The organism is Sphingobium sp. SA916 (assembly GCF_002894065.1).
GTDB lineage: Bacteria > Pseudomonadota > Alphaproteobacteria > Sphingomonadales > Sphingomonadaceae > Sphingobium > Sphingobium fuliginis.
Window position 1 is genome coordinate 1 of the sequence record NZ_LXYF01000064.1, and the last position, 24,147, is coordinate 24,147.

Annotated in this window: 17 protein-coding genes and 1 pseudogene; 4 read left to right on the forward strand and 14 right to left on the reverse strand. The window is 58.4% G+C overall.

Annotated elements, in window-relative coordinates:
• Window positions 1-190: 190 nt before the first annotated feature.
• The 7 genes from A8G00_RS19295 to A8G00_RS19325 form a co-directional block, all read right to left on the reverse strand.
• Window positions 191-2,347 (reverse strand): TonB-dependent receptor, encoded by a 2,157-nt coding sequence (locus A8G00_RS19295; RefSeq protein ID WP_103001440.1) that lies wholly within the window; start codon window positions 2,345-2,347, stop codon window positions 191-193.
• Window positions 2,348-2,734: 387 nt separating this feature from the next.
• Window positions 2,735-3,646, reverse strand: coding sequence for an SDR family NAD(P)-dependent oxidoreductase (locus A8G00_RS19300; RefSeq protein WP_103001441.1), 912 nt, complete (start codon window positions 3,644-3,646; stop codon window positions 2,735-2,737).
• Window positions 3,647-3,824: 178 nt separating this feature from the next.
• Window positions 3,825-4,517 (reverse strand): nitroreductase, encoded by a 693-nt coding sequence (locus A8G00_RS19305; RefSeq protein WP_103001442.1) that lies wholly within the window; start codon window positions 4,515-4,517, stop codon window positions 3,825-3,827.
• A 68-nt stretch (window positions 4,518-4,585) separates the two neighbouring features.
• A complete protein-coding gene (locus tag A8G00_RS19310; protein WP_172451919.1) occupies window positions 4,586-5,698 on the reverse strand; it encodes an LLM class flavin-dependent oxidoreductase in 1,113 nt (370 codons plus the stop codon).
• A 453-nt stretch (window positions 5,699-6,151) separates the two neighbouring features.
• Window positions 6,152-7,948 carry a tannase/feruloyl esterase family alpha/beta hydrolase gene (locus A8G00_RS19315; RefSeq protein ID WP_216365639.1) on the reverse strand — a complete coding sequence of 599 codons (1,797 nt, stop codon included), beginning with the start codon at window positions 7,946-7,948 and terminating at the stop codon, window positions 6,152-6,154.
• Window positions 7,949-8,106: 158 nt separating this feature from the next.
• Window positions 8,107-10,275 (reverse strand): TonB-dependent receptor, encoded by a 2,169-nt coding sequence (locus A8G00_RS19320; protein WP_103001445.1) that lies wholly within the window; start codon window positions 10,273-10,275, stop codon window positions 8,107-8,109.
• A 212-nt stretch (window positions 10,276-10,487) separates the two neighbouring features.
• Window positions 10,488-10,811 carry an EthD domain-containing protein gene (locus A8G00_RS19325; RefSeq protein ID WP_216365640.1) on the reverse strand — a complete coding sequence of 108 codons (324 nt, stop codon included), beginning with the start codon at window positions 10,809-10,811 and terminating at the stop codon, window positions 10,488-10,490.
• 850 nt (window positions 10,812-11,661) lie between these two features.
• On the opposite strand from A8G00_RS19325, the gene A8G00_RS19330 reads away from it, so the two are divergent.
• On the forward strand, window positions 11,662-12,675 hold the full coding sequence (locus tag A8G00_RS19330; RefSeq protein WP_103001447.1) for a ketopantoate reductase family protein: 1,014 nt from the start codon (window positions 11,662-11,664) through the stop codon (window positions 12,673-12,675).
• Window positions 12,676-12,807: 132 nt separating this feature from the next.
• On the opposite strand, the gene A8G00_RS19335 is transcribed toward A8G00_RS19330, so the two are convergent.
• On the reverse strand, window positions 12,808-14,202 hold the full coding sequence (locus tag A8G00_RS19335; RefSeq protein WP_216365641.1) for an amidase: 1,395 nt from the start codon (window positions 14,200-14,202) through the stop codon (window positions 12,808-12,810).
• A gap of 367 nt (window positions 14,203-14,569) precedes the next feature.
• Here A8G00_RS19335 and A8G00_RS19340 point away from each other — a divergent pair, with 367 nt between their 5' ends.
• Both A8G00_RS19340 and A8G00_RS25300 read left to right on the forward strand, forming a co-directional pair.
• Window positions 14,570-15,157, forward strand: coding sequence for a nuclear transport factor 2 family protein (locus A8G00_RS19340; RefSeq protein ID WP_253258038.1), 588 nt, complete (start codon window positions 14,570-14,572; stop codon window positions 15,155-15,157).
• Window positions 15,158-15,263: 106 nt separating this feature from the next.
• The gene (locus tag A8G00_RS25300) at window positions 15,264-15,557 is read left to right on the forward strand and encodes a Dabb family protein (RefSeq protein WP_172451922.1); all 294 of its coding nucleotides are present in this window, start codon (window positions 15,264-15,266) and stop codon (window positions 15,555-15,557) included.
• 522 nt (window positions 15,558-16,079) lie between these two features.
• On the opposite strand, the gene A8G00_RS25305 is transcribed toward A8G00_RS25300, so the two are convergent.
• Window positions 16,080-16,220, reverse strand: coding sequence for a hypothetical protein (locus A8G00_RS25305; RefSeq protein ID WP_172451923.1), 141 nt, complete (start codon window positions 16,218-16,220; stop codon window positions 16,080-16,082).
• A gap of 101 nt (window positions 16,221-16,321) precedes the next feature.
• On the opposite strand from A8G00_RS25305, the pseudogene A8G00_RS19350 reads away from it, so the two are divergent.
• A pseudogene (locus A8G00_RS19350) lies at window positions 16,322-17,330 on the forward strand (IS5 family transposase).
• A 127-nt stretch (window positions 17,331-17,457) separates the two neighbouring features.
• On the opposite strand, the gene A8G00_RS19355 reads toward A8G00_RS19350, so the two are convergent.
• The 5 genes from A8G00_RS19355 to A8G00_RS19375 all read right to left on the reverse strand — a co-directional run bounded on the left by A8G00_RS19355 (window position 17,458) and on the right by A8G00_RS19375 (window position 23,959).
• Window positions 17,458-19,863 (reverse strand): DUF6351 family protein, encoded by a 2,406-nt coding sequence (locus A8G00_RS19355; RefSeq protein ID WP_146032623.1) that lies wholly within the window; start codon window positions 19,861-19,863, stop codon window positions 17,458-17,460.
• Window positions 19,864-19,942: 79 nt separating this feature from the next.
• Window positions 19,943-20,434: a nuclear transport factor 2 family protein gene (locus tag A8G00_RS19360; protein WP_172451924.1), complete on the reverse strand. Its 492-nt coding sequence runs from the start codon at window positions 20,432-20,434 to the stop codon at window positions 19,943-19,945.
• Between the two features lie 186 nt (window positions 20,435-20,620).
• Window positions 20,621-21,664: an alpha/beta hydrolase fold domain-containing protein gene (locus A8G00_RS19365; RefSeq protein ID WP_103001453.1), complete on the reverse strand. Its 1,044-nt coding sequence runs from the start codon at window positions 21,662-21,664 to the stop codon at window positions 20,621-20,623.
• A 154-nt stretch (window positions 21,665-21,818) separates the two neighbouring features.
• Window positions 21,819-22,496: a nitroreductase gene (locus A8G00_RS19370; protein WP_103001454.1), complete on the reverse strand. Its 678-nt coding sequence runs from the start codon at window positions 22,494-22,496 to the stop codon at window positions 21,819-21,821.
• A 248-nt stretch (window positions 22,497-22,744) separates the two neighbouring features.
• Window positions 22,745-23,959: a cytochrome P450 gene (locus A8G00_RS19375; RefSeq protein WP_172451925.1), complete on the reverse strand. Its 1,215-nt coding sequence runs from the start codon at window positions 23,957-23,959 to the stop codon at window positions 22,745-22,747.
• Between the last annotated feature and the right edge of the window lie 188 nt (window positions 23,960-24,147).

Sequence of the window (24,147 nt, forward strand, 5' to 3'; positions counted from 1 at the left end):
AGGAGGTTCGGCAATTTGCTTAACGCTCGTGCCTGCACGAGGGGGTGCACCCTTGCCTCTACGGTGATCATCACCGCTCCTTCCTTCACGGAAGCTAGTCGCTTTCATACCGCCTCCTGGATAAGCTGAAATGAGTGGCAGAAGGCCCGCAACGGCGCCATGGTGAGGATCACCATGGGCGCTGAACCTTTCAGAATTTGGCCTTGAGACGCACACCATATGTGCGTGGTGGCGCATCCATTTGGCTATGACCAAATGGGCTTTCTATTCTGAAGCCGTAATAGACCTTGTCCGTGAGATTACGGCCCCACAAATCCACACCAAACCTTCCATCGGAACTGGTCCAGCCAATCGTCGCGTTTAGCAATGTATAGGCATTAAACGGAAGAATATTGCCGGGCGTGGCCCACGACAAGCCCTTGTGACTGACTGAACCGTTCACACGGAACTCGCCGATCTGCGTTGGGACAACGTATGTGGCAGAGATGCTTCCTGAGAATTTGGGCGCATTGACCATGCGATTGCCGCCGGCATTTATGATCGTGCGAACACCATCGGCCCCTACCACTGGAGCACCCGGAAAATCGATATATTTAGCGTCAAGGATACCAAAGCCGCCGGAAATGGTGAAATTCTCGAACGGTACCACCTCGAAATCCGCGTCCAAACCGTATACCCGAGCCGTAGCAGCGTTCAAAATCTGCGACGCGGCGCCGCCCGGTAGAATGACCTGAACCTGCAGGTTTTTATAATCATAATAAAAACCGGCGATGTTAAACCGCACGGCGCGCTGGAAAAGCTGCGTTTTCAGTCCTGCTTCATAGGCATCCAATACCTCCGGAGCATATCCAGGCGCTGTCTGTGCATAGATGGAAAATCCGCCGCTCTTGACGCCTCGATTATAGGAAATATAGCCCAGAATATCGGGGGTCATCTGATAATCTATTCCAAGCCTCCAAGTCGGCTTGCCAAAATTTGCCTTCCGATCTGGCGCTGCAATGTCGAGGCCCAGAGAGGGAATGGAAGTGCGGCTGTCAAAAGTCTTATATTCATCCCAAGAATAGCGGAATCCCCCCGTCAGCTTGACGTCAGGAACGATCTCATATGTCGCTTGTCCGTACAGGGCGAAGGAAGACGTTTTTGCTGAACCAAATACAATGGGATTCGGTGCGCGAAATGGGTCTTGGAGAGACAGTATGGTGTCACTTTTAAATCGAAAGACGTACGCGCCCATCTGCCACTGAAGTCTCGATTCTGCATTGCCTAGAAGCTGAAATTCTTGCGAAAATTGCTTTGACTTGTCGCGGGCGGAATCTGTAGCGTCAGTAGGCCTGTATACTATTGTTGACTGTTGAGTGTCTGTCGTTGAAGCATATATCTGATTATTATTCGCATAAAATGTGGATGAGATAAGGTTGGCAAATCCAAGATCCTGTTCGACCCGAAAGCCTAGATACACTTTACGCGAACGTTGCCATGGATCTTTATAACTCGCGAAATTGAAGCGACCGATCTCCGTCAGTCCTTTGGCTGCAAGGCTTTCCGGGGTCAGCCGATTGAGCAGGCCATTTGATTGAAGTTTCTCATGATTGATGAAGAATGTCAGCTTTGTAGAGTCGCCACTGTACACCCATTTTGATCGAATGGCGTAATCCCATTGTTTGTATACATCGTTGCCAGTTACGAGGTTGCGGCCAAAGCCTTCGTTTTGGTCATGATATTGGACCGCCAAGTCAGCGGCCAACTCCGGAGTTATGCCGCCGGTGATGTACCCGTCAAAATCGACAGTTTGATAATTCCCATAACCAGCGTTGAAATTTCCTTTAAATTCTTGTGAGGGTTCTTTGGTGATAAGCTGGATAACTCCGCCTGTGGCATTGCGACCAAACAATGTTCCTTGCGGCCCCTTGAGGACCTCAATCCGTTCCAGATTATTGAATCCGTATTGGTTGCTCAAGTTGGATGCTATGTAGAAGCCGTCTATATAGGTGGCGACTGACGCTTCATCGACGCCGGCTCCTGCCTGCGAACCAATGCCTCGCAAATATGGGAAGTTACTCGTCGCCTGACGCGACATGGTAAGACTTGGTACAGCGCCTTCCAGAGATTGCGGGTCGGTAAGTCCCCTGGTTTCAAGAGCCTCGCCGCTGAACGCTGTGACCGCAATCGGCACTTTCTGAAGGTTCTCTCCGCGCCTCTGCGCCGTGACTACAATGTCTTGTATGCCGGTGTTGTTGGCCTCTGATTCTTGAGTATCGACCTCAGCCTCGGCAGCAATTGCCGGGAGGCATATGAAGGCGGCACTTAGCGCAGTTGCTCCCAGAAGGAACGCTTTACCAATTTTCATCTTAAGTTCCCCTGCTGACTGATAAAGAAGTTTTTATGTTTCTCGCCGGTGAGGGCGGCGGGGCGGGTTGTCCTTGGATTTGCGCCTTGTCTTGAATAACTAAGAGGCGAGGATCGGATGCGGCAGCGGATTTAGGCGCTGAACGGAATTTGCCACCCGCAGGAGTAAGTCGTCCTGAGCCTGCCGTGTCAGGCCGCCCTTAAGCAACAATCTCTCTCCCTTTGCATGCATCCGTCAGCCAGTACAGGCCGCTCACATTCAGTGTCCTCGCGGAGCTTGAATTAAATCGCGCCTTTCACATCAATGGGTTCTGAGCCTAGCGCGGAAGGCAGCATGGTCCGTTTCTCGCCAGGACGATCCGTCTGCGTTATCCTAAGGCTCACAGTTCTACCGGTTATCAGATTCGCGCTCAATCGAGTTCTTGACGATCCAATTATACATCTCGCTAGAATCCAACGGCACAGCATAGCCGATCTGATCCTGAATCTCCGCTTCATTGTCGCGGACCTTTTCGATGGTCAGATCGCGGTTGAAATAGCCCCTTGTGGACGCGATGAATTCGCGACCAACGCGACCGGCACCAGCCTGCCAAAGTTCGCCGGTTGTTTTGCAATCTTCATGCGCCAGCCACGCCATAACGGGCGAAACGAGGCGTGCCGGCAACATTTCTTCCTGCTCTGCCGCCTTCTCGGGGGAATGGACCTGCCGGGTCATTTCCGTTGCCGCAACTGGGATGAGGCCATTCACACGAATGTCGTATGGTTCGCCCTCTAGGGCGATGCTTCGAACCATGCCGAGTACAGCACCCTTGGAGGCGGCATAATGAGTCAATGTCGGCTGCCCGACGGTCGCTGCGCCAGAACTCACCAGGACGATGCGCCCATAATTTTGCCGAATAAGATGCGGCCACGCAGCGAGCACGAGATAATATGGCCCCTGCGCATTAACGCGCATGACACGGTCGAAATTCTCAGGCGTCATTTCAGACATTGGGCACATGTTTATAACCGCAGCGTTGCTGACGATGATGTCGACGCGTCCAAATGCGTCCAACGTTCCCTCGATCAGATCTGAAGCGCCTTCCCACGTGGAAATATCCTTGATCACCGCCTCGGCTTCGCCTCCGGCAGCTCTGATCACGCCGACTGCCTCGCGCGCCGCACCTTCATCAATGTCATTGACGATAATCTTGGCGGCGCCTCTTGCCAGATTCAGGCAATGCTCCCTGCCCATGCCACGTGCGCCACCGGTTACAATAGCCACCCGCCCCTCAAAATTCAGCTTTTCATCAGTGTTCATCTCGAATTGTCTCTCATGGTTAGTCGTTGTCACTGGACAAACTAGAACCTTGGAACCTGTTATTAGGCCATGTAATCAGGATCATGGCCTTCTGAAACGGTTGATATGCGAAACCTCATATTGAATATGCCGTTCACTAGAGACTGATCTTTATCCTCCACTGTCGTTTTATGGACGATCAGCCATGGAAGCGCGTGGTTTCAAAAAGTTCGGCGCGGGGCATGACAATAGTGCTGGCTGCCGAATTCGGATCGGCATAGCCAAAGGAGATGCCAAAGAGCAGCTTGAAGTTGTCGGACATACCCAGAATCTCCCGAATCTGCTGCGCGAAGAAACCAAGAACGGTCTGGGGACAACTGTCGACGCCGTATGCCTTCATGATTAGCATCAGGTTCTGCGCATAGCTCCCTATGTCGCCCGCGACGCGTTCGGTGGCGTAGGACGGCATGAAGAGGAACACGGCATGGGGGGCTCCGAAGAAGTTGAGGTTCTTCATAATCGCCTCGTCACGACCCTGTTTGTCGTCACGGGCAATCCCCATGGTGGAATAATAAAGCGCACCCTGCGCCCTGCGGCGATCGCCGTGCACGCCAGTATACATCGTTTCATCAAAAGGGTAGTCAGGTGTGAATTCACCTCTAGCACCTGCGTCCATCAAGGCTGTCGCTAACTTGTCACGATTGGCGCCGCTCACGACCTCTACAAACCACGGCTGTGTATTGCAGTTGGAGGGCGATGAGCGCGCGTCATCGAAGATTGCCTTCAGTGTGGCGGAGGGGATCGACTTGGGAAGAAATGCACGAGTGGATCGCCTGGCCTTGATTAGGTCAACGAGAGGGATCGTATGATTTGCAGTTACCGGTGCATTCATAACTTCCACTCCAAAGAATTCATATCTTCACTATCCGCCAAGTCAATTTCAGCCCTTCCGGTGACCGACTAACGCAGCCCTGCCTCCTTCATGAGTGGCAGCACGCGGTTCACGATGATCGGCAAATCTTCGAGGAAATTAGGCGGCGTCATGGTGGCGCCAGCATAGCCCTGCTTCTTTAACCTTACGAGTGTATCGACGAAATCTTCCGGCGTTCCGACGACTGCGCGACCACCTGCGGCAGCACCACGGCGCAGCGAATTGTCCGTTCCGTCACCTCCCGTAGTGGCATGCTTGGTGCGCAAGCCAACGTAATTGTCCAGCGTTTCCGTGTCTTCATTCTCGATTGCGAAATAGCGATAGAAGTCCTCAGCTTCCTTGCGCGATTCCCTGATGTAAGGCGCGAGCATGGCAAGCAGTTGAGGGGGGTCCTTGCGACCAAGACGGCGCGAGCGCTCATGGATGTCGTCGCGGTACTCGGTGCTGACGCCTTTTTCGTCAAAACTGCCGAGCAGAATGTAATCGACGTTACGGATCGCAAAATCCTTGCCCTGATCGGAGATCGCCGCATTGATCGTCACCGGACCTGGCTGTTGTATTGAGCCAGGGAGGCCCATCAGGCCTTTCAAATTTGGAAAATTAGGTGAATCATAATCAAATTCATCCTCGGTTCCGGCAATGATCCGCTTGAGGATGTGGAGCCATTCTTCACCCTGCTTATAGCGCTGATCATGATCACTGACCTTAAGCCCGAACATCTCAAAGTCGTTCTTATTCCAGCCCGCAACGATGTTCACACCGGCGCGGCCATGACTGGCATGGTCGATGGTCGCGAGCATCTTGGCGGCCATTACCGGATGAATAACGGGGGTGTGCAAGGTGGAAATGAGTGCTATGCGCTTGGTAATAGTCGCCAAGGCCGCGGCGGTCGTTAAATTGTCGAAGTTCCAGTTCTGGCCGTGGCCTTTTCGCCACCCTTTCCACCGCGCAAGCGTGAGGAGAAAGTCGAGCCCCCCTTCGTCCGCCTCGCGTGCAAGGCGTTCAATGTCGTCCCAACGCGCCCTCCACCGCTCGGGGGCAACACTCATCGTGCTCGCACTGTCATGCCCGTAAGCAAAATATCCGATCTTAAACAGGTCCCGCTCTAGCATCGGATTCGTGCTGCGTTGGACATCGGTCATCTGTTTCTCTCCAATTCTGATTTGCGAAAGCGCTAGTGGCCAGGGGCGCGCGCTGTTAATCGTGCCTATAGTACGGATAGACAGCAGAGGCAGTCCCCTCTTTGTGGGACATGCCATGCCTCCTTGCCCAGCCAAGGAAATCTAAGGCCGAAAACTCTAACTCCAAACGGTCCAGTTTTCAGGTGGCAGAGCACGTGACGAAGAAAGAATTCCCAGGACAGATTACTGATCGAAGAGCTGGCCGCGGAGGGCGGCGAACTAGATTTTTGCGCACGATCTCCGAGACGACTGCTGATCATGGAGGCCGACGTCGATGGCCTGATCGGCGCCAGACGGAACTAACCATCCGGTGGCCAGGCCCCTTGGCGCAACGGCCACCTCGACCGCTGGCCCGATACCCGGGTTAGCACGCTCAACCTCAAGGTCCCCAAGCTGCGGACATGGCGCGTAATCTCACCGACAAGTATAGCTCTCGGCTGCCGCAACATCGCCTCCCTGATAAACCAGCTTTGTCGGGAAGGCACACAAAGGGCGTCGTGAATTGGACTTGGAATTGACCATTACCAATTGGTCGGGCGCTACGCCCTTCTCTACCCAGGTCACCATCGCCTGGAACATCTGGTCGTCGGACGGCAGCGGCGGATCGGCCGGCGGGCTCACCCCGGCAACACCATTGTCCGAACCGTTGAACGTTCCATGGCCCATTCCCGGAACGGTGAAAAAGCGATAAAATGGCCGGGTCCCCGCCAATCCGCCCATCTTGCTCAAGATGCGCGCATTATAGTGCGTGGCGCCGCTCGGCGGGATCGCAAAGTCGGACAGGCCGACCCAGACGACCAGCTTGCCGCCCGATTTCTTGAAGGCGCTCAGGTCCGGATTGGCTGTGTCGACGTCGGCGAATTCCGGCTGCATCCGCGCCCCCTCCGCCTGCGCTCGTGCGAGGTCGGCATAGGTCAGCGCTTGCCACCCACCGGTCACGCGTCCTGACGAGTCCCGCACTTCCCGCTTAGTCAGGGTGCTATTGCCTAATTGAAGCCCGGTCTGGGAAGCCGACAGGTCGAACAGGCCATGCGGCTCATCCTGCTTGGTGACCAAGGTGCCGATGGCCGTGCCGCGTGGAAACCCGAACCAGAGCTGACCCGGCGAGAGCGCATCGGCGAAGCCGTTGTTGAGCGCCGGATCGGGTGCCGTCCCGTCGATCGTCAATCCGTACCAGATCTTGTTGACCGCCTCGCCCTGCGCGCGGGTGATGCATAGCGGAGCCGTGCCCCGTCCGCCATCCGCCGCGCACAAGACTGCCGGGTCCGTGGCCGGATTGTACCGGCAAGCGGCGGGATCGCTGATATAGCCATCGTGCCGTCCGGTAACGGATGTGTCGCAAGCGCTGATGGCAGCAGCTGAAACGCCGTTAAATTGCGCGAGCGAGAGCGGCGCGTGGCCACGATCCTTCAACTCGCGTTGCATGACCAGCGCCGGATAGAGGTTCGCGGGCAGGAAGCGGGTGAAGTAGATTGCCGGGTTCTCGGACGCGATGCCGTCGAAATCGTGGGGATAGCGCTGCGCCAGCGCCAGGCCCTCACGCCCGCCACCTGAATTGCCGGTGAAATAAGCGTAGCGCGGTGCCCGGCCGTAGAACAGCTTCGCCAGAGCCTTGGCCGTCGCGGCGGTTTCGTGGATCCCACGGATGACATAGTCGTTCCACAAGGGTCGGTTGACGCGGCCGTCGGGCAACGTGGCCCAACCAGCCGACCTGTAGGAGTTGATATCCGCCACGGTGTGCCCGGCATCGCTGATCGCGCTGACCGATCCTTCGAAACCCGCGGCGCGGGCCGCCGGCTGATAAGGAGAAACGCCGCCTATCTTTGTCAGCGACGAGATTTCCGGAACGCCGCAATAGCCGCCGCAACCGATGGTGTGCAAACGGCCGGTCCACTGCTTGGCCTGCGGCAACCAGATTTCAATGCCGATGCCCGGAGAGGTGGACGGCGCCGCCGCAGAACCCGGATTGCCGGGTCCCACCAGAATCTTCACCAGGCACAGATCGGACAACGCCTTCTGATCGGACGACGAGCCATCGAGCGTGAGCGACTCTCCCTTTTTGAACGCCTTCACCAGCGTGACCCGCGTCTCGTCATTGGGCCTGAAACGATCCTTCAGTGTCGCATTGCAGGCCGCGCCTTCCTTCGTCGGCGCCGCGCGGGATTCCCCAATTCCGCCAAGGCTGACAAAACCAGCGATCAGCAATGCCATGAAGGCGAATTTCAGGTGTCGGATCCTGGGATTTGGCATCGTCATGTTTCTCTCGCCTTGTAATAGGAGTTAAATCGACTCCCGTCGTCCAGCCCGGAACGAACATGGCCGCGACAATAATGTGCCGCGGTCACGCCCTTTTCCATCGGATCTTTACTTCAGAACTTGGCCTTCAACCTCACACCATAGGTACGCGGCGGCGACGCAACCTGGGTTTGGCCAAAGCCCGCGATCGGCACGCGGATCGCATAATAGGTGCGATCGGTCAGGTTGCGACCCCACAGCTCAACGCCAAGGTTGCCGTCGGAGCTTGTCCAGCCGATCAACGCATTCACCAGCGTGTATTCGGGATAGGGGTTGAGATTATCGGGCGTCGGGAACGCCTTACCCTTGTGCGTGACCGTTCCGCTGACCTTGAAATCGCCGACCGAGGTCGGAATTTCATAGGTTGCCGTGACACTTCCGCTGATCTTTGGAGCGTTGATCGAGCGGTTGCCGCTGACGTCGACGACCGAGGGAGTACCGTCCAGAGCGACCGACGGCGCGCCCACGAACTTTTTATACTTCGAGTCCAGAAGACCCAGCCCGACCGATACGCTGAAGTTCTTGACCGGACGCACTTCAAGATCGACGTCAAGGCCATATACGCGCGCAGTTGCTGCGTTGAGGATGATGGCTGCAGAGCTTGACGCAATCGAAACCTGAAGATTCTTGTAATCATAATAGAAGCCGGCGGCATTGAACCGCACCGCACGATCGAACAAGTTCGCCTTGAGGCCGACCTCATAGGCGTCCAGCTGTTCTGGCGCGTAACCGGAACTGGTGAAGTCGTTGACCGACAATCCTCCGGTCTTGATACCGCGGTTGTACGACACGTAGGTCAGAATTTCGGGCGTGACCTGATAGTCCAGCGCCAAGCGCCAGGTCGGCTTCTTGCTCGTTATTTTTCGATCCGCAAAATTGACTATGCCCGTGTTCTGGAAATCAATCTTGCTGTTGTCGGTTTCGACCTTGTCATAGGTGTAACGAATACCGGCCGTGAATTTCAGTTCGTCCGTGAGCGCGTACGTGCCCTGACCGTAAACGGAGACCGAATCCTTGCGACCATCGGATTGTGTAATGAATGGCCCCGGGACGGGACTGAAAGCCGCTCCGTCGAACGGCTGGAAGATGTTGTAATCGTAACGGAACAAGTAGGTGCCGACCTGCCACTTAAGCGGTCCAGATTCACCCAGAAGCTGGAATTCCTGGGCGTATTCCTTTGCCTTTTCGTGCGTTACGACGCCCAGAACCGAAACATAAGGCGGACTTTGGGTAGCAATGTCGGAATAATATTCAAGGTCGTTATCGCCATAAAGCGTTGACGAGACGAAGGTGGCAAAACCCAGTTCCTGCTCAATGCGCAGGCCGGCGAAAATGTTTTTCGTCCGGAAATACGGTTCCTTTGTCATTCGGACGTCGTAACGACCAAGCGGACCGGCGCCCGTTACAAACGCACTGCCGGGCTGGAATTGCAGGCAGAAACCGCAGGACCTACCCTTGTCGTAAGAGCCGAACAGCGTGATCTTCGTCGTATCGCCTGTGTAGACCCATTTGGAACGGAGGGAGATGGTACGGTCCTTGTTCACATCCCTGCCGGTGATCAGGTTGGTGCCGAAACCGTCGTCCTGGTTGTGATATTGCACGGCAAGATCGGCGGCCAAGCCCTGCGCGATTCCGCCGGTAACATAAGCGTTGGCGTCGACGGTGCTGTAATTGCCGTAGCCCACATCAAATTCGGCGTGAGGGTCTTGGGTCGGATCCTTCGTCACGACCTGGATAACGCCGCCGGTCGCATTGCGGCCGAACAATGTGCCCTGCGGACCCTTGAGCACTTCGAGCCGCTGGATATTGTTGAATGAGAGTTGCGTGCTGGAGGGCGCCGCAATGTAGAAGCCATCGACATAAGTCGCGACCGACTTTTCATCGAACCCGCCAGCGCCGTCCGAACCGACGCCGCGCAGAAACGGCTGGTTGACGCCGCCGATGCGGGACATGCTAAGATTCGGCACGACCGCTTCAAGCGCGCTGCTGCCCGTGATGCCGCGATCACTGATCGCGTCGGCCGTCAGCGCCGTCACCGCGATCGGGACCTTCTGCAGCGACTCGCCGATACGCTGCGCGGTCACGACGATGTCCTGCACGCCGTTATTGCCCTGCGCGCTATCAGCGTCGCTTTGCGGCGCCATGTCCGGCTGCCCGGTCGTCTGAGCATTTACCGAAAAGGACATCAACGACGCGCTGAGCGCGGTCGCAACGTAAAGATGTCTGGATACCGTGCCTATCATCACATTATCTCCCCTGATTCGTCTTATTGAACAGATGAGCGATCATTTTCTCAGTCGACCGCCCTAAATCTGCCGACTAAACACCTATCACTTGTGCGCGTGATCGCATATCGCCATTCGCGGGGACGATAACGCCTGCCGCAAGTGCATGTCCCTACTGCTGCACGACGGCTCGCCTCGGATAAGCCATTTAGGCGCCTACCAAATCTTACTCACAGCAAGGCGTCATGCTCGCGGCCGACCATGTCCCTCATTGCTGTAAGATCGAACACATGCGCTGAACTTTTCCGGCGTTCCTCGACCCCGAAGTCCGGAGAGGCCAAAGCTTCCTCCATCTGCTCCTTGGTATCGAAGGCCAACTGGACCACCGCGTCCAGCCCCAGTCCTTCAGTGGCCTGCGCGCTGGAGGCGACGGGAAAAGTGGCCGTGTATCGACGGCACCCAAACGGCTGCAATATCCGCCGGCACATAGGAGCATGGACATTGATCCAATAGTCCATGAATTCCTGCTGCGTGAGGTTCGGATTACGCTTCAAGAAAGCTAGAGACACATACATGGGGCATCCTCCATTCAGCCCATGGCCGTATCAGAAGCTGTGATAAAGTCTGTCCCCTGATTAGGGCACATGGATCAGGTCGGCGCGCGCCATTGTAAGCATCGTGGCGGAAGACCGCCGGAGAGTTGGGTCGCCCCGCTGCGCGCAGGACGCCTGTCCCCGCCTGCGAATGGAGAGTTAAGCCTGCGAACGATCAGCATTCTCCGATCAGGCGCAAGCCACGCTGCGAAGGACCCTTGACGACTGTGGCTACTTCTCGCTATCTTCGCATCTTAGCTGCTGCATTCAGCGAGGAGGCGACGGGTTCGGGTTCGATCCGAGGCCGTGAAAGCGCATCGATGGAGAAGTCGCGTAGGACCAGTGCCAGGACACTACGACATCGCACGTCCCTTGCTATCGGGACTTCGCATATTTGGCGTGCTGACTATGCTCTGGACGGAGCTTGCGTTGCCAGCTTGCCCCGCTCTCCAGGGCATTCGTGATGACGGGTGTGGCCAGCGCTATCGTTAAGCCGGGATCTTGGTCTGACTCGCAACCGCACCCTGGACCCAACATACCGAGGCTTGCAGAGAACGACTGTATGCCGGGCAAATGGCTACCATCGACGCAAGGCAGCTGATGCAGAGGTGCAGCATCTGCAAATATTCAGCGCACAAAGACGTGGTGCAGACCTGAACCTTGCCGGCGCAAGCGCGGCTCTGACACGCTTCACGCGCTATTGGACCCGCAGAAATTCTCGTGCCCGATACCTATATCGTCGCCAGGCGCGGGACGCTCCCCGAGTGGACGCCATCAAGACTTATCTATGAACAACAGGAGAACTCTCGACATGGCTAATTCGCAGCCAAATGTTTTGATCGTAGGCGCCGGTTCGGTCGGCATGGTGACCGGCTACCATCTCACCCTGGCGGGTGCTGCCGTCACCTACCTGGTGCGGCCCGGCCGCGTCGATCAGATATCGCGGCCCCAGACGCTCTATTGTTACGATGACCATAGTTTGAGGACGTTCTCGAAGTTTGAGGTCGTAGCCGATGCCGCCGAGTTGGAGGGGCGTTCCTTCGACTTTCTGTTTGTGACGCTCGACAGCGCAACACTGCGGGCGCCGGCCGGGCTCGATCTTCTGGACAGCCTGGGCAAGCATTTCCGCGGTGCCGACACCGGCGTCGTGCTCGGCAGCCGTGGCCTTGGCGTACGCGATTGGTTCGTCCAGCAGTCCGGGCTCGCAGATGAGCAGGTGACCAGCGGCGTGATCGCCAACTTCGCTCATGAAGAGAAGGCCGAGCTGCCGCTGCACGAGGGTACAAAGCCAGATCTGCTTGCCGAAGCCGATTTCGCCTATCGCAATTTCGCTCCCGCCGGCTTTGTGGTCGACACATCTTCGCCAAAGGTCGCGCAGGCGTTTGCCGAACTCTACAACAAGAACGGCGAGAACATCTGCGACGTGGTCTCGACCGACGAGTATGAAATCCCGGTTTCGGGCACCGCACTCGTCGTAGCGCTCGAGCAATTGGGCTGGCCTGGCATGCGCGATGTTGATCCTGATAATGAGACTTGGCGACTCGCGACAGCGGCCATGGCCGAGATTCAACGGCTGCCCGTTTTCGGAGAGGCGGGAGTGGCTTCGAGCGAGAAGCTGGACGCGCGCACTTCGCATCGCACGCTCCTCGAATTCGCCGAAACCTTGAAGCCGCTCGATTTCATAGGCTTCACCCGCTACCATCATGGCGGCAAGCTGCAGCAGCAGACCCGCAGGACTTTGCGCGACGCGCTGGAGCGCGGCAAGGCGGCAGGTCAGGAAATGCCGGCGCTGCAAGAGTTGGTGAAGCGTATATCCGCTGCGTGAGGTCGGACGCTTAGCTAGTTTTGCCAAGGCAGGGACAGCCGTGGCTTGAGGACATCCCCTGCAATGCTGTCCCACAGGACCCGGTCGGATCGCTGTCCCCTTTCACGGGGATAGAGGCCCGAGGAGCGCGCATCAGCGTGCGAACAGCGGATGCGGTAAGGGATAGCGCTGTTCCACGGCTCTTGCGACCTGCAGCAGCAGATCTTCCTCACCCTGGCGACCGATGATCTGCATACCCACCGGCAGGCCGTTGCGCAGCCCGCATGGAACGGAGATCGCAGGATATCCGGTCACGTTCATCATGGCTGTGTGCGCCAAATAGCTGGTGAACGCGAATTCGCGTCCGAAATAGCCCCATTCCTGAAACGGACGTGGCTCCAGCAGGGTCGTTGCACTGATGATGACCTTGTATTTTGCCAGCACCCGCTCGAGCGTATCGACCATGTGCGCCCGCCGTTCGGCCGCGAAGCGGTATTCCTCCGCCGGCGACAGGTCGGGCGGGCAGGACGGCGGAGTAAGCGGGGGTGCCTGCGTCTCGGGCGGTCCCCACACCTCTTCGAACCGCGTCTGGCCGGCAACGGGATCGAACCCAGCCGACACGGGGTTCATCCCCGGCAAATGCTTGCTGAGCAGCTGGAAGATCGGCATCGGCTCTTCCCAGGCATCGTCGATCTGCGCCACCTTCGCGCCAGATTCGGCGAGCCCGAAAGCGGCGGCCTTTACGAAGGCGACGATCTCGGCGCTTTCGGGGAGCCAATACACTTTCGACCAGCCGAAATCGTCGGTCCAGGCGATGTCCATTCCCTCGACGCCGTCATCGACATTTGCTGCATAGTCGGGGATGTCGAACTGCGTCGAGATGATGTCCCGTCCGTCGCGTCCGGCCATCACCTGCAACAGCAGCCCGCAATCGCGCGCGTTACGCGCCATCGGTCCCATATTCGATGTGGTGCGGAAGGCCGGCTGCTCATAGTCGACATAGGGGATGAGGCCCCGGGTTGTGGCGAGACCGAGGCAGCCCGACCATGCGGCCGGCGTCCGCGTCGAGCCCGCGCCATCCATGCCCACCGCCAGCGGCAGCATGGCGGACGCCACGACTACCGCGCTGCCCCGGCTCGAATTTCCAGGGTCCAGCGCCGGGTTCCATGGGTTGCGCGGCCCTTCCCGCACTGGCCAATTGTAGGTCGCGGTCGTTCCGACAATGATCGCGCCAGCTTGGCGGATCCGCTCCACGCCGATCTCGTCATAGGCCGGCGACTGCCGTCCAAGGAGCCCGTTGGCGATGCCCTTCACGAAACATATGTCCATGATCCCGATCGGGATGCCATGCAGCAGTCCTAATTCAGCGCCGTCCTCGACCGCGCGGGTCGCAGCAGCCGCCTGGGTGCGAGCACCCTCCACATCGAGAACATCGAACGCGTGCAGGGTCGGTTCGAGCGCCGCGATGCGTGCGAGAAAATGCTCCAGCACCTGTGTCGGGGTGACCTTTCGTTCGCCGATCAACGCGCGGATCTGCCATGCCGGCATCCAAGTCAGATATGATGTGTCGCTTGCAGGCATTTCCACTCCGTTCGACGGCATTCCCGCTTATATGCGGCGCTTGCTCAATACTTTCAGCGCATGGTGGCTAGGCCTATCCCACCCCAAGGGGACTTGCCGGCTTTGCCTTGCCCAGTCGATGGGCACTGCCGGTCACCTGATCCCGGCCCGAGGTCCCCTTGCGAAGGGACATCTTCGAAGGTGAGGACGATTTAGCCTCCCTCTCGGTAGCGCGAGGGCGAGGTCACGCCCTCCTCCTCTGCGCAAAAGAGCATGGACCCGAGGATCGCGCAACAGCGGCTCTGGTCCATCATAACAGGACGTCAAAAGACGAGAGGATCGAGCCTTGGAAGACGTGATCACGGAACTGATGGATCGAGAGAAGATCCGCGATTGCATGATGCGCTATGCGCAATCGGTCGATCGCATGGACATCGACCTGCTCAAGAGCGTCTATTGGCCCGACGCCACCGACTGGCACGGCTCCTTCAATGGCAACGCGCACGATTTCGCTGACTGGATCATCCCGGAATTGCAGAGGACCACGGTTCTGTGCCAGCATTTTCTGGGCGGCAGCCTCATCCGGTTCACCGAACCGAACAAGGCCCATGTCGAGACGTACAGTCAGAATTATCATACCATTCGGCGCGAAGGCGGCGAGAATTATGACCTTGTCGTGGGTAGCCGCTATCTGGACAAGATGGAAAAGCGCGGCGATGAGTGGCGCATCTTCGATCGGGTCGTGATGGTGGAATGGGTCGCGGAAGCGACCAAGGCCGTCGACTTGTCCGGCGGCGGCCTGGGTGCTGCGGCGAGTGATCTCAAAGCCGGCGACGCCCCGTACAGTAAGCGCAAGCCCGATGACATGCTGTACAGCTTCCTCGGCGACATCGGCAAGTTGCCGATCTTCGCGGGCAAGGCAGCGGCAACAGCCGAGGTCTGAGGTCACGCGCGGGCGCCCGAGGCGGCCTGTTCAGGGCGCTCCGCGCGCTTCATGGGACAGGCCGGGGCAACATCTTTTCGACTTCAACGCAGCTATCGGAGACCCCATGCACATTCACATCGCGCTTTTGCAATGGAAGGACGGCGTTGATCGTGCGCGCGTCGAGGAAGTGTTCGGTTACCTGCGCGGCGTGACCGACAAGGTCGACGGGATCGAGGCGATCTATTGCGGCGCGAACATGAACGAGGAATGGTCCAAGGGCTACACCGACGCCGTCGTCGTCGTGGCGCAATCGGCGCAGGACATTCAAGCCTACCTGACCCATGAACTGCACGACAGGGCGGTGGATATCCTCAAGGAGATTCAGGTCGATGGCCTTGGAGCCGATTTCGTCGACTGATCACCGCCTGCTGTCCGCAAAACAGTCCGAACACCTTCTCCAGGCGATAATAGGAAATGGGCGGGCGCCGAAGCACCCGCCCATTTCCTATTCATGAGTTTCGGCCGGAAGCTCTCCCAAACGCCGGCCCATGGCCTCATGCGGCCAGCGAAAGCTCGAGGCCGGCCAGGTTTTGGCAACCATCGAGGTCGTTCACCTCGAAGGTCAGTCCAGCCATCGCGCAGAGCATGCTTCACGAACAGCCGCGCGTCAGGGCGCGCAAGACATTGGCGCAGACACTTCGGGAAGGCTTCGCTCATAGGCAGGCCCCCCGCTGGTGAAACCCCCGGGATTGCACATCGCCCGCCTGACTGCATCGGACGACGCCGCGATCCCGCCCGCCAGCGCTTCATCCCAGGCACTCCCCGCTCGCGCGCTTCGTTCTGCGAGGCCAGCATGCTCCAGCGACCGGATCGAAGAAGTCCTAAGTTCGCGTCTTGATTACGGGGTGAGCAACGCGCGCCATCTTGGCGGTGAATGAGGTCATCGCCAAGCGGTGGCGATGATGGTCATTGGATGCCCGGCAAAGGAGCGCCCGAGCTTCAGGAACTGGCAACGGTGGCTGAAGGTTCGAAGATCGCCAGCATCGGGGTGGATCGTCGGCGTGTAGATCGGCACTGCCACGCTGGGCGGAATTGATCGAAAAGTGCTCTAGCAGGCCGCTGAAAAAGGCTGGACGTTTAGGGTCTTGGCTGATTCACTTTTGCTTGAGAGCGAGGTGAGAAATGCGGGGAACAGAAGAACGGTCACCGGAGATGTTTTCGTACATCCGGCTTGAGGACCGGATAGCGCCGGATCATCCGTTGCGGGCGATCCGGCTGCTGGTGGAAGCGGCGCTGACCGAGCTTTCGGAGCGGCTGGCGGGGCTTTATTCGCACACAGGCCGCCCCTCCATTCCCCCGGAACAGTTGCTCAAGGCGTCGCTGCTTCAGGCGTTCTTTTCGATCCGGTCGGAACGTCAGTTGATGGAGCAGATCGACTATAATCTGCTGTTTCGCTGGTTTGTGGGTCTGGAGATGGACGCCCGGGTGTGGGATGCCTCGACCTTCTCGAAGAACCGGGACCGCCTGCTCGAAGCCGAGGTGGCGCGCGAATTCCTGATCACCCTGATGAACCTTGGGCAGGTGCGGCGACTGCTGTCATCGGACCATTTCTCGGTCGATGGCACGATGATCGATGCCTGGGCATCGATGAAGAGCTTCCGGCCTCGGGATGGATCGGGCGATCCGCCGGGGCCGGGCCGTAACGGCGAGCGCAGCTTTCGCGGCGAAAAGCGTTCGAACGAGACCCACATTTCCACCACCGATCCCGATGCCCGTCTGTTCCGCAAGGGGGACGGCCGAGCGCGAGGCCGCCCTCGTCATGATCGAGCGTACCCGCAAGCCGGGGCGGCGCGTCACCTTGGCCGGTGACAGGCTGTTCGATGCCGCCAGCTTCGTCACCGCCCTGCGCGAGAGGGAAATCACTCCGCACATCGCCATCAATGGCACCGTCAGCAAGCTGGGCAAGGTGCGCAAGACGCTGATCGACCGCCGCACAACCCGCCACAATGGCTATGCCGCCAGCCTGCGCATCCGCAAACGGATCGAGGAGGCCTTTGGCTGGGTCAAAACCATCGGCGGTATCGCCAGGCTCAAGGTCAGGGGCCTCGCCAGAGCAGAAGCCACCTTCACCTTCCGAATAATCGCCTACAACCTTGTGCGACTTCCCAAACTCATCGCCAAGCCCACATGAAAACCAGCCAAAACCCAGCTTGTCGCCCAGCGACACTGGCAAAACGCGAGTTTGAAACTTCACTGCTATCGCAGCTCCGCTGTAATGCACCGGAAAATCTCAGATATCCGGCTTTTTCAGCGGCCTGTTAGCGCGGAGCCGGGCGTGACCGTGGTGCTGGGCCTAGTTGCTTGCCTCCAGCGCTATCGCGGTAAGTCAGCCAGGTGCCGGCCGTAGGCTGCTGTCCCACCCCGGGCTGAGACCAGTCACACACGCCGTTGGGGAAGGCCTCTCGCAAACGGCGCCGTTGATCAGTGTTGAAACGCACACGCCCGTAACTCGACCAGTTGATCGTCGTCAGCCCGCACTTCTGAATATCCAAGGCGATCGGCGCTCCGGCAACCATTCTCGGATTGATGGCAACTTTCGGGCATTCTCCCGGAGTCCAGCACGTATCCTTTGCTTCCACAGGCCGGTTTCGTCGAATCTTTTCGGAGCGGGGGCCCGCCTCCCCATCAGCTTCAACTGCTGCGAGCCATCTGTCCATCAGCATGAAAGCAGCGCGCCTCATCGGATAAGACACGATCGAAGGCTTGACGTGTACCGAAACTCCATCAGCATCATTAATCGTATCGTCCACCACGATATAGCTGACCAGATTGTCGGCGTTTCCATTAGCCGCCATCAAGCGAGCGCGAGTCATCTCGGTGGCAAAGAGGGGGTGAAACGCCTTTTCGTTTATGTCGTTGGGATAGTACGTGTGCTCATGCACGATGGCGACGTTCCGCAGTTGGTGGCCAGGCACCAGAAAGCCGCTTCGGTACAGGTTGCGCAAGCCTGGTTCGTCAGCTTCGGTCCGGTGACTGGACCATAGCCCGTCTTGATCCAAGCCTCCGATCTTGAGATTGAGGTCCACGAATTGCTCGGGGCTGATCTCGCCACGCTTCAATGCTTCCAATCCATACTGGACGCCCACGTTGTCGACCGGGCGATTGACGAAACCGTGTTCGATCTTGCGTTCGATTGGCCCCCACGCCGACGGGGTGCGCGTTCCGAATACCTGTGCGTTCGCGGTCTCTAGCGAACACCGTACGCCGGCGGGATTGCGGACTGGATCGTAGATCCAGTCCGGCACCGATGAGGCAGACGTTTTCGCTAGAGACGCGCCACCAGGAGGGTCTGCCGTTATCGAGCGGTCGATGCAGCCGGTCGCGGCCATGAACGACGTGCGCGGGCCGATGCCATTACCATCAATACCACCATAGACGGCAACGCGCGCCGCTCTGGTCGGCCATAGTTGTGGCGAAATCTCCGTAAAATAACGGCTCAGAAGTGGATAGTCGTGCGCCCCATTATTCACATGCACGGTCCACACATCAGGCAAGCCGGTGAGAGGGAGAAGGCCATCCATAATGCCCGGATAAGTCTCGGCAATCAAGTGCTGGATCATTGCGCCACCCGAAATGCCGATCCCGATCGTATAGCGGACCGGACCGTACTCCTCGATCAGGCGCTCCTTCACCATCATCGCAGTTTCGGCTGCGGTCGCTGCATTGTTGGGCTGCGAGATCGTTGAGGTAGCGACCGCAAACCCGCGGGAGAGCACCTCACCGCCAGTCATGCTTTGCACGGTGCCAGCCTGAGTTACGTTCAGGACATCTGGAATCGTCCCGCTGATCGCTTGCATATGCCAAGGCTTCATTCCGGCATTGAAAACCATCAGCAGCTTGCCGTTCCAGCCTGCCTGCGGGTTCCACGGCTTCCATGGTTTGCCCGGCTGATACAGTACCGCAATGTCGTAGATGGCGCGGTTGATGACGCCGCGCTCGCGGCGCACAATGAACGGCACCTTGTCACCGCGGTCTGTGACTGTCGTCGCAATCTCCGACTGAGGTGGCGGCGAAGCGGAGTCATAGACAAGAAATGGATCTTCGGCCGCCGAGGCGCCGACGCGCTTGTAGAGGAACTCATATTTCGTTGGCGCCTCGCAATACGGAGGTTTCGACGGGCCGAGCCCGAGCCGATCCGTCTCACATATGAACGGCTGGGCTTGCGGTCCCGAAAAGACGGGTCCGTGGACCGGATAGTTGGTGATCGTAATATTGGCGCCGCGAGCGCCTTTCTGGACTGCCGCCAGCTCGTTCTTTCCCTCGACCAGACCGGTGACGAGACCTTGAACGCGGTAACCGAGGAGCGTTACAAACTGATCGGTGATGTCTCGACCGTTTAGGGTGATGGCGATGTCTCGCGCACTAGCCGCATGTTCAAACTGAATTTCTACGAGCGCGTCCCCACCCGAAACCATGTCACCGCGCGCCGACAGTACGGTAATCTCGGTGACGCCTCCAATCGAACGCGAACCTTCAGCAAAACTGGCGGAGGGAATCGCGGAAGCCATCAATATCGCCACCACGGCAATATTTGACAGGCCGATGATCCGCGAGAACCGCTCGGCCAAATGTGGGCGGGATTTTCTCCGATCATGACCAGTGACGCCTTCAAAGGCATCACGCAGACTGGATGCAAATCGCGGACATTCACTGCTCAACGTCAACTGCGGCTCCTCCAAGATTGGCCGGCCAGTCGGCAGCCAGCGGGGCCGGTGCCTGCGATTGCGGCTTGCCCCAAAGTTCTTAAGACGCGCTGGTCTGCTCGACAACATTCGTAGGGGCGCTGGGAAACATCATGTGCAGCGCATTGGCGACCTTGATCGGATTGACGTACTCATTGAGGTCGATCAGCAGGCCATCCTTCGCGCGAAAAACCATGACATAGGAGTTCTCATAAACGCCGCCGGTTTCGCCCACGATGCTGCGGGCGCTCGCCTCGGCGATCACGCAATTGGGATCGGTCGTGAGATGCATCGCCGATATCCAGAACACATGATCGCGACGATTCTTCATCTGCTTGGCGTACTGCTCGACAATCGTCGCCTTGCCGACAAGCGCCTCGGGAATGGCCATTCCCAAGCCCTCCGGGCGGAAGGGGATGTTGATGACCGCGTCTTCGTGCCAAAGCGCAGCGAAGCCGTCGATGTCGCGCTGCATCATCTTGACAAAGTAGCCCAGTCCAAGCGCCTCAATGTCTGTTCTCGGCTCGATCTCGTCGGCCCTTACCTTGTTCATCTGACACCTCTTTTTCAACATGCGCGATCCAGCGATCCTCAACGCGGATACTGTCGACGCAACAACAGCGCTCGGCACGAAGGCAGCGACAAGCGATAAAATATGACGGCCGCCCGTATCGGTCCATCCCCCTTCCAGGGGACCCGTCGGCAACGCATCCGCCGCAGAATTTGACCTCAGGCAAACTTAGCTTTCATGGCTCTGCGCAAAGGTCGGCGAGCGTGAAGCAGGCAAGTGCTTCTGAAGGAAAAGACGCGTCTGTTCACTATGTTCCCGATCTTCCGGCGCGGTCCCTGCGAACATATAGTGCGCCGCCGCCTCCCAAACATGGAGTTCCGCCTCGACGCCCGCCGCCAGCAACTTGCGGTGCACCCGCACCGTGTCCGACAGCAGGAAGTCGCGCGTGCCGCTGGTCAGCAGCGTGGGCGGAAAGTCGCTGCCATAATCGCCAAACACAGGCGAGATGTAGGGATGCCGCATGTCCTGTTCGTCGCAATATATCTTGCGGATCACGTCGAGATTTCCGGGGGTCGTCGAGCGGTCGACCGTGCCATAGAACATCTGAATGGTGTCGCCCGCATGGGTCAGGTCAGCGTAGGGCGTATTGACCACAGCCGCCGCGGCCATCGGCAGCCCCTCGTCTTGCGCGCGCAGCAAGGTCGCGAGCGTCAGATTGCCACCGCCGGAGGTGCCACCGATGGAGATGTTCCGCGCCCCGTAGCGTTCAAGCAGTTCGCGATAGACCACCAGGCAGTCGTCGAGCGGCACCGGGTGGGGATGGTAGGGCGGCATGCGATAGTCGACCGCCCAGACCCGCAGGCCGAGCGCGGCCGCCGTATAAGCCGCACCGGCTTGCGAGAATTTGCCCCCGCCGAAGATAAAGGCGCCATGGATCGCCATGTGCGTTCGCGGGTCGCTCTCGTCGAAGCCGTCCGGCGTCGCGACATAGACCGAGACGTCGCCCAGCATCATATGCTCGGTTTGCGCGCCGCCGTCTGCCCGGAGCGCCATGCCGAACAGCGGCGCGCTGAATTCGATCGGCATATCCCCTACCCAGTCGTCGATAACCTTGGCCACCGCCGCCTTGTCCGTCAGGTCTTCGGGCCAATCCTGCACCGGCACCATGGCGGTGTTTCCAAGAACGGCTTTCGCTTCTTCGCTGATCGTGGACGGCACGGGGATATCTCGCGCCGGCAGATGTAGGGGAGGATATTTGTCAGTGTCACCCATCTGGATTATCTCCTCTTTCTCGTGTGCTCCGATGGCCAATCTGAAAATGGGCGGTCTCGTCCCCGGTTGTCTGAATGACAGCACCTGCCAAGTCCAGCTTTTGATAAATATCCACGGCAGGATATCTCGATGAAAAACCTGCCTAATCAGCAAATCACCTGTGGAAGGTGACGGTTTCTTCAAGACCCGCTTTATCTATCCGATACACATTGGCCGGGTGATCCGGATCAGGATATCCAAAGGAAATACCGAACAGCATCTTTTGTGACGGATCAATGTTCAACGTTTCGCGAATCGTGTCCGCATACATGCCCAACACTGTCTGGGGGATGCCGCCCAAACCGTGCGCCGTCAGCGAAAGGAGGAAGGTCTGTCCGTACATGCCGATGTCGCCGGCCACGCGCACGCTGTTGGCCGTATCCGGCATGAACAGCAACGCCACCTGGGGCGCATCGAAAAAACACAGGTTACGGCGCATCACGTTGCGCCGCTCTTCGATCGCTTCGCGAGGGACGCCCATCGCCTGATAATAGGCCGCTCCCTGCGCCCTGAGCCGCTCGACGTGCGCGCCGCTATACGCGTCAGGAATGAAGGGAAAGTCCAGTGTCATGTGGTCGACGTCGTCCGCGGCGATCAAGGCGGCCGAAAGCCGGTCCCGGGCATCGCCGGATACGATGTGAACATGCCAGGGCTGGGTGTTGCAGTTCGACGGTGCCAGTTGCGCCTCTTCCACCACGGCGCGGATCAGCGCATCGGGCACGACGTCGGGCAGAAAAGCCCGTACCGAGTGCCTATCGCGAACTACTTCATGAAAAGACTTCGTGTTTGGCATTGGAAATCTCGCTCGTTACAATAATAGACCCAACTGGGCCTGCGCGCAGTCTGAAGGCGTCCCAGCCGCCTGAACTAACTGGGTCACGCCCGCTCAGGTCGCGGCTATTCCACTGGCGTTACCGCTCAGGGCAGAATGAATTGGCAGCCGCGGCGCACGCCAGTGCAGGGCGTATCGCCGAAGTCAGCTCTTCTCGCTTCAGCAAGCTTTCAAAACACTCTCATATCCACGACTAAAGCGGCGCCCCCTCAAGATTGTAGGATGCCGGGCCGGCGAGCAACCAGCTTGTGGGGGCCGTTGACATCCCAACTGCGACCGAAGTCCTTTTCCTCGAACACCAGTTCGGGAAAGGTATGGAGAATATATTTTACAAACAAACGCGCTTCCAAACGTGCAAGAAACTGACCCAGACATTGATGAAACCCAAAACCAAAGCCGAGGTGTAGCTTTACGTGGCGGTGAATATCGAAACGTTCAGGATCTTCGAACACTGCTGGATCCCTGTTGGCGGCTCCCTGCATTACAAAAACGCGATCCCCGGCCTTCATCTTCGTGCCGTCCAGCTCGGTGTCGGTGCGCACAATTCGCATGTTGAGTTGCACGACCGAATCGATCCGCATAATCTCTTCGCAGGCATTCGGAATTAGGGCGGGATCGGCGCGCAGAGCGGCGTTGAGCGCCTTATCCTCGTATATCCGTATGGCGATATTGCCCATCCAGAGCGCGGTGGTTTCAAATGCGCCGAGATACAAGTTGAGCAGATTGTCCAGCACCATCTGCTCGGTGACGCCGTCGCTATCCTGCAGGGCCGCTATCAAGCTGATCAGGTCGGTACGCTTCTCGCCACTGGCGAGGGCAGCACGCCGCTCCTCGACGATAGGACGCAGGAAATCGAACACCTTCGCTTTGGCAGCTTCCCGCTCCTGATATCTGGGGCTACCCTTTTCGACAGGGATGGTCGCACCGTCGCTCAGGATCTTGTTCACGGCAATGAACTGCGCAGCGGACTCGAAAGGCGTATCCATCAAATAGCTGATGACGCGGCTGGTGATGCCCCAGAAGCCTGGCACAAGATCCGCCGCCTCGCCGCGGTTCAGCGCCTCGAACTCGTGCTCGAACGCCTGCTTGATGAAGGTTTCGATCTGCGCTTCGAGCTGAGCGACGCCGGGCGTCGACATCTTCTCAGCCCATGCGCCCCTTAGTTTGTGGTGTATCGGGCTGTCGGTCACCAGCATCGCCTGGCTGCCGAATGCCTCGCTGGTCGGCAGCCCCTCACTCGTGAAACGACCTGGATTTGACATGACGCGCCTGACGCCGTCGAACGATGCAACGATCCAGCCCCCCAGACCCTCGTCCCAGTGAACGCCACGGTCCCGCGCATATCGCTGCTGCGCATGCATATCACGCGGGCCTGAACGTGAAAAATTCAGCTTCTCCGAAGCCTGCGACTGGGCGATGCTCACCTTCTTTTTCCTCCTGGCGCCTTGGGCCGGTTGCATTCACGCATATGGCCTCTCAAAGCTGACATAGCATGTGGGGCGCCAGCCATTCAGTCCCCTTGTCGGGGGATCAGCGCAGGGGGACTGCCTGCCTGGTTTGGCAACCTCGGCGTTTCACGGCCCGGCAGTTCCTCGAACATCTGCTCGAAGCC

Excerpts from the sequence above, each read along its gene's own strand:
- A8G00_RS19295 (WP_103001440.1), bottom strand. The coding sequence starts at position 2,347 with ATGAAAATTGGTAAAGCGTTCCTTCTGGGAGCAACTGCGCTAAGTGCC.
- A8G00_RS19300 (WP_103001441.1), bottom strand. The coding sequence starts at position 3,646 with ATGAACACTGATGAAAAGCTGAATTTTGAGGGGCGGGTGGCTATTGTA.
- A8G00_RS19305 (WP_103001442.1), bottom strand. The coding sequence starts at position 4,517 with ATGAATGCACCGGTAACTGCAAATCATACGATCCCTCTCGTTGACCTA.
- A8G00_RS19310 (WP_172451919.1), bottom strand. The coding sequence starts at position 5,698 with ATGACCGATGTCCAACGCAGCACGAATCCGATGCTAGAGCGGGACCTG.
- A8G00_RS19315 (WP_216365639.1), bottom strand. The coding sequence starts at position 7,948 with ATGGCATTGCTGATCGCTGGTTTTGTCAGCCTTGGCGGAATTGGGGAA.
- A8G00_RS19320 (WP_103001445.1), bottom strand. The coding sequence starts at position 10,275 with ATGATAGGCACGGTATCCAGACATCTTTACGTTGCGACCGCGCTCAGC.
- A8G00_RS19330 (WP_103001447.1), top strand. The coding sequence starts at position 11,662 with ATGGCTAATTCGCAGCCAAATGTTTTGATCGTAGGCGCCGGTTCGGTC.
- A8G00_RS19335 (WP_216365641.1), bottom strand. The coding sequence starts at position 14,202 with ATGCCGGCATGGCAGATCCGCGCGTTGATCGGCGAACGAAAGGTCACC.
- A8G00_RS25300 (WP_172451922.1), top strand. The coding sequence starts at position 15,264 with ATGCACATTCACATCGCGCTTTTGCAATGGAAGGACGGCGTTGATCGT.
- A8G00_RS19360 (WP_172451924.1), bottom strand. The coding sequence starts at position 20,434 with ATGAACAAGGTAAGGGCCGACGAGATCGAGCCGAGAACAGACATTGAG.
- A8G00_RS19365 (WP_103001453.1), bottom strand. The coding sequence starts at position 21,664 with ATGGGTGACACTGACAAATATCCTCCCCTACATCTGCCGGCGCGAGAT.
- A8G00_RS19370 (WP_103001454.1), bottom strand. The coding sequence starts at position 22,496 with ATGCCAAACACGAAGTCTTTTCATGAAGTAGTTCGCGATAGGCACTCG.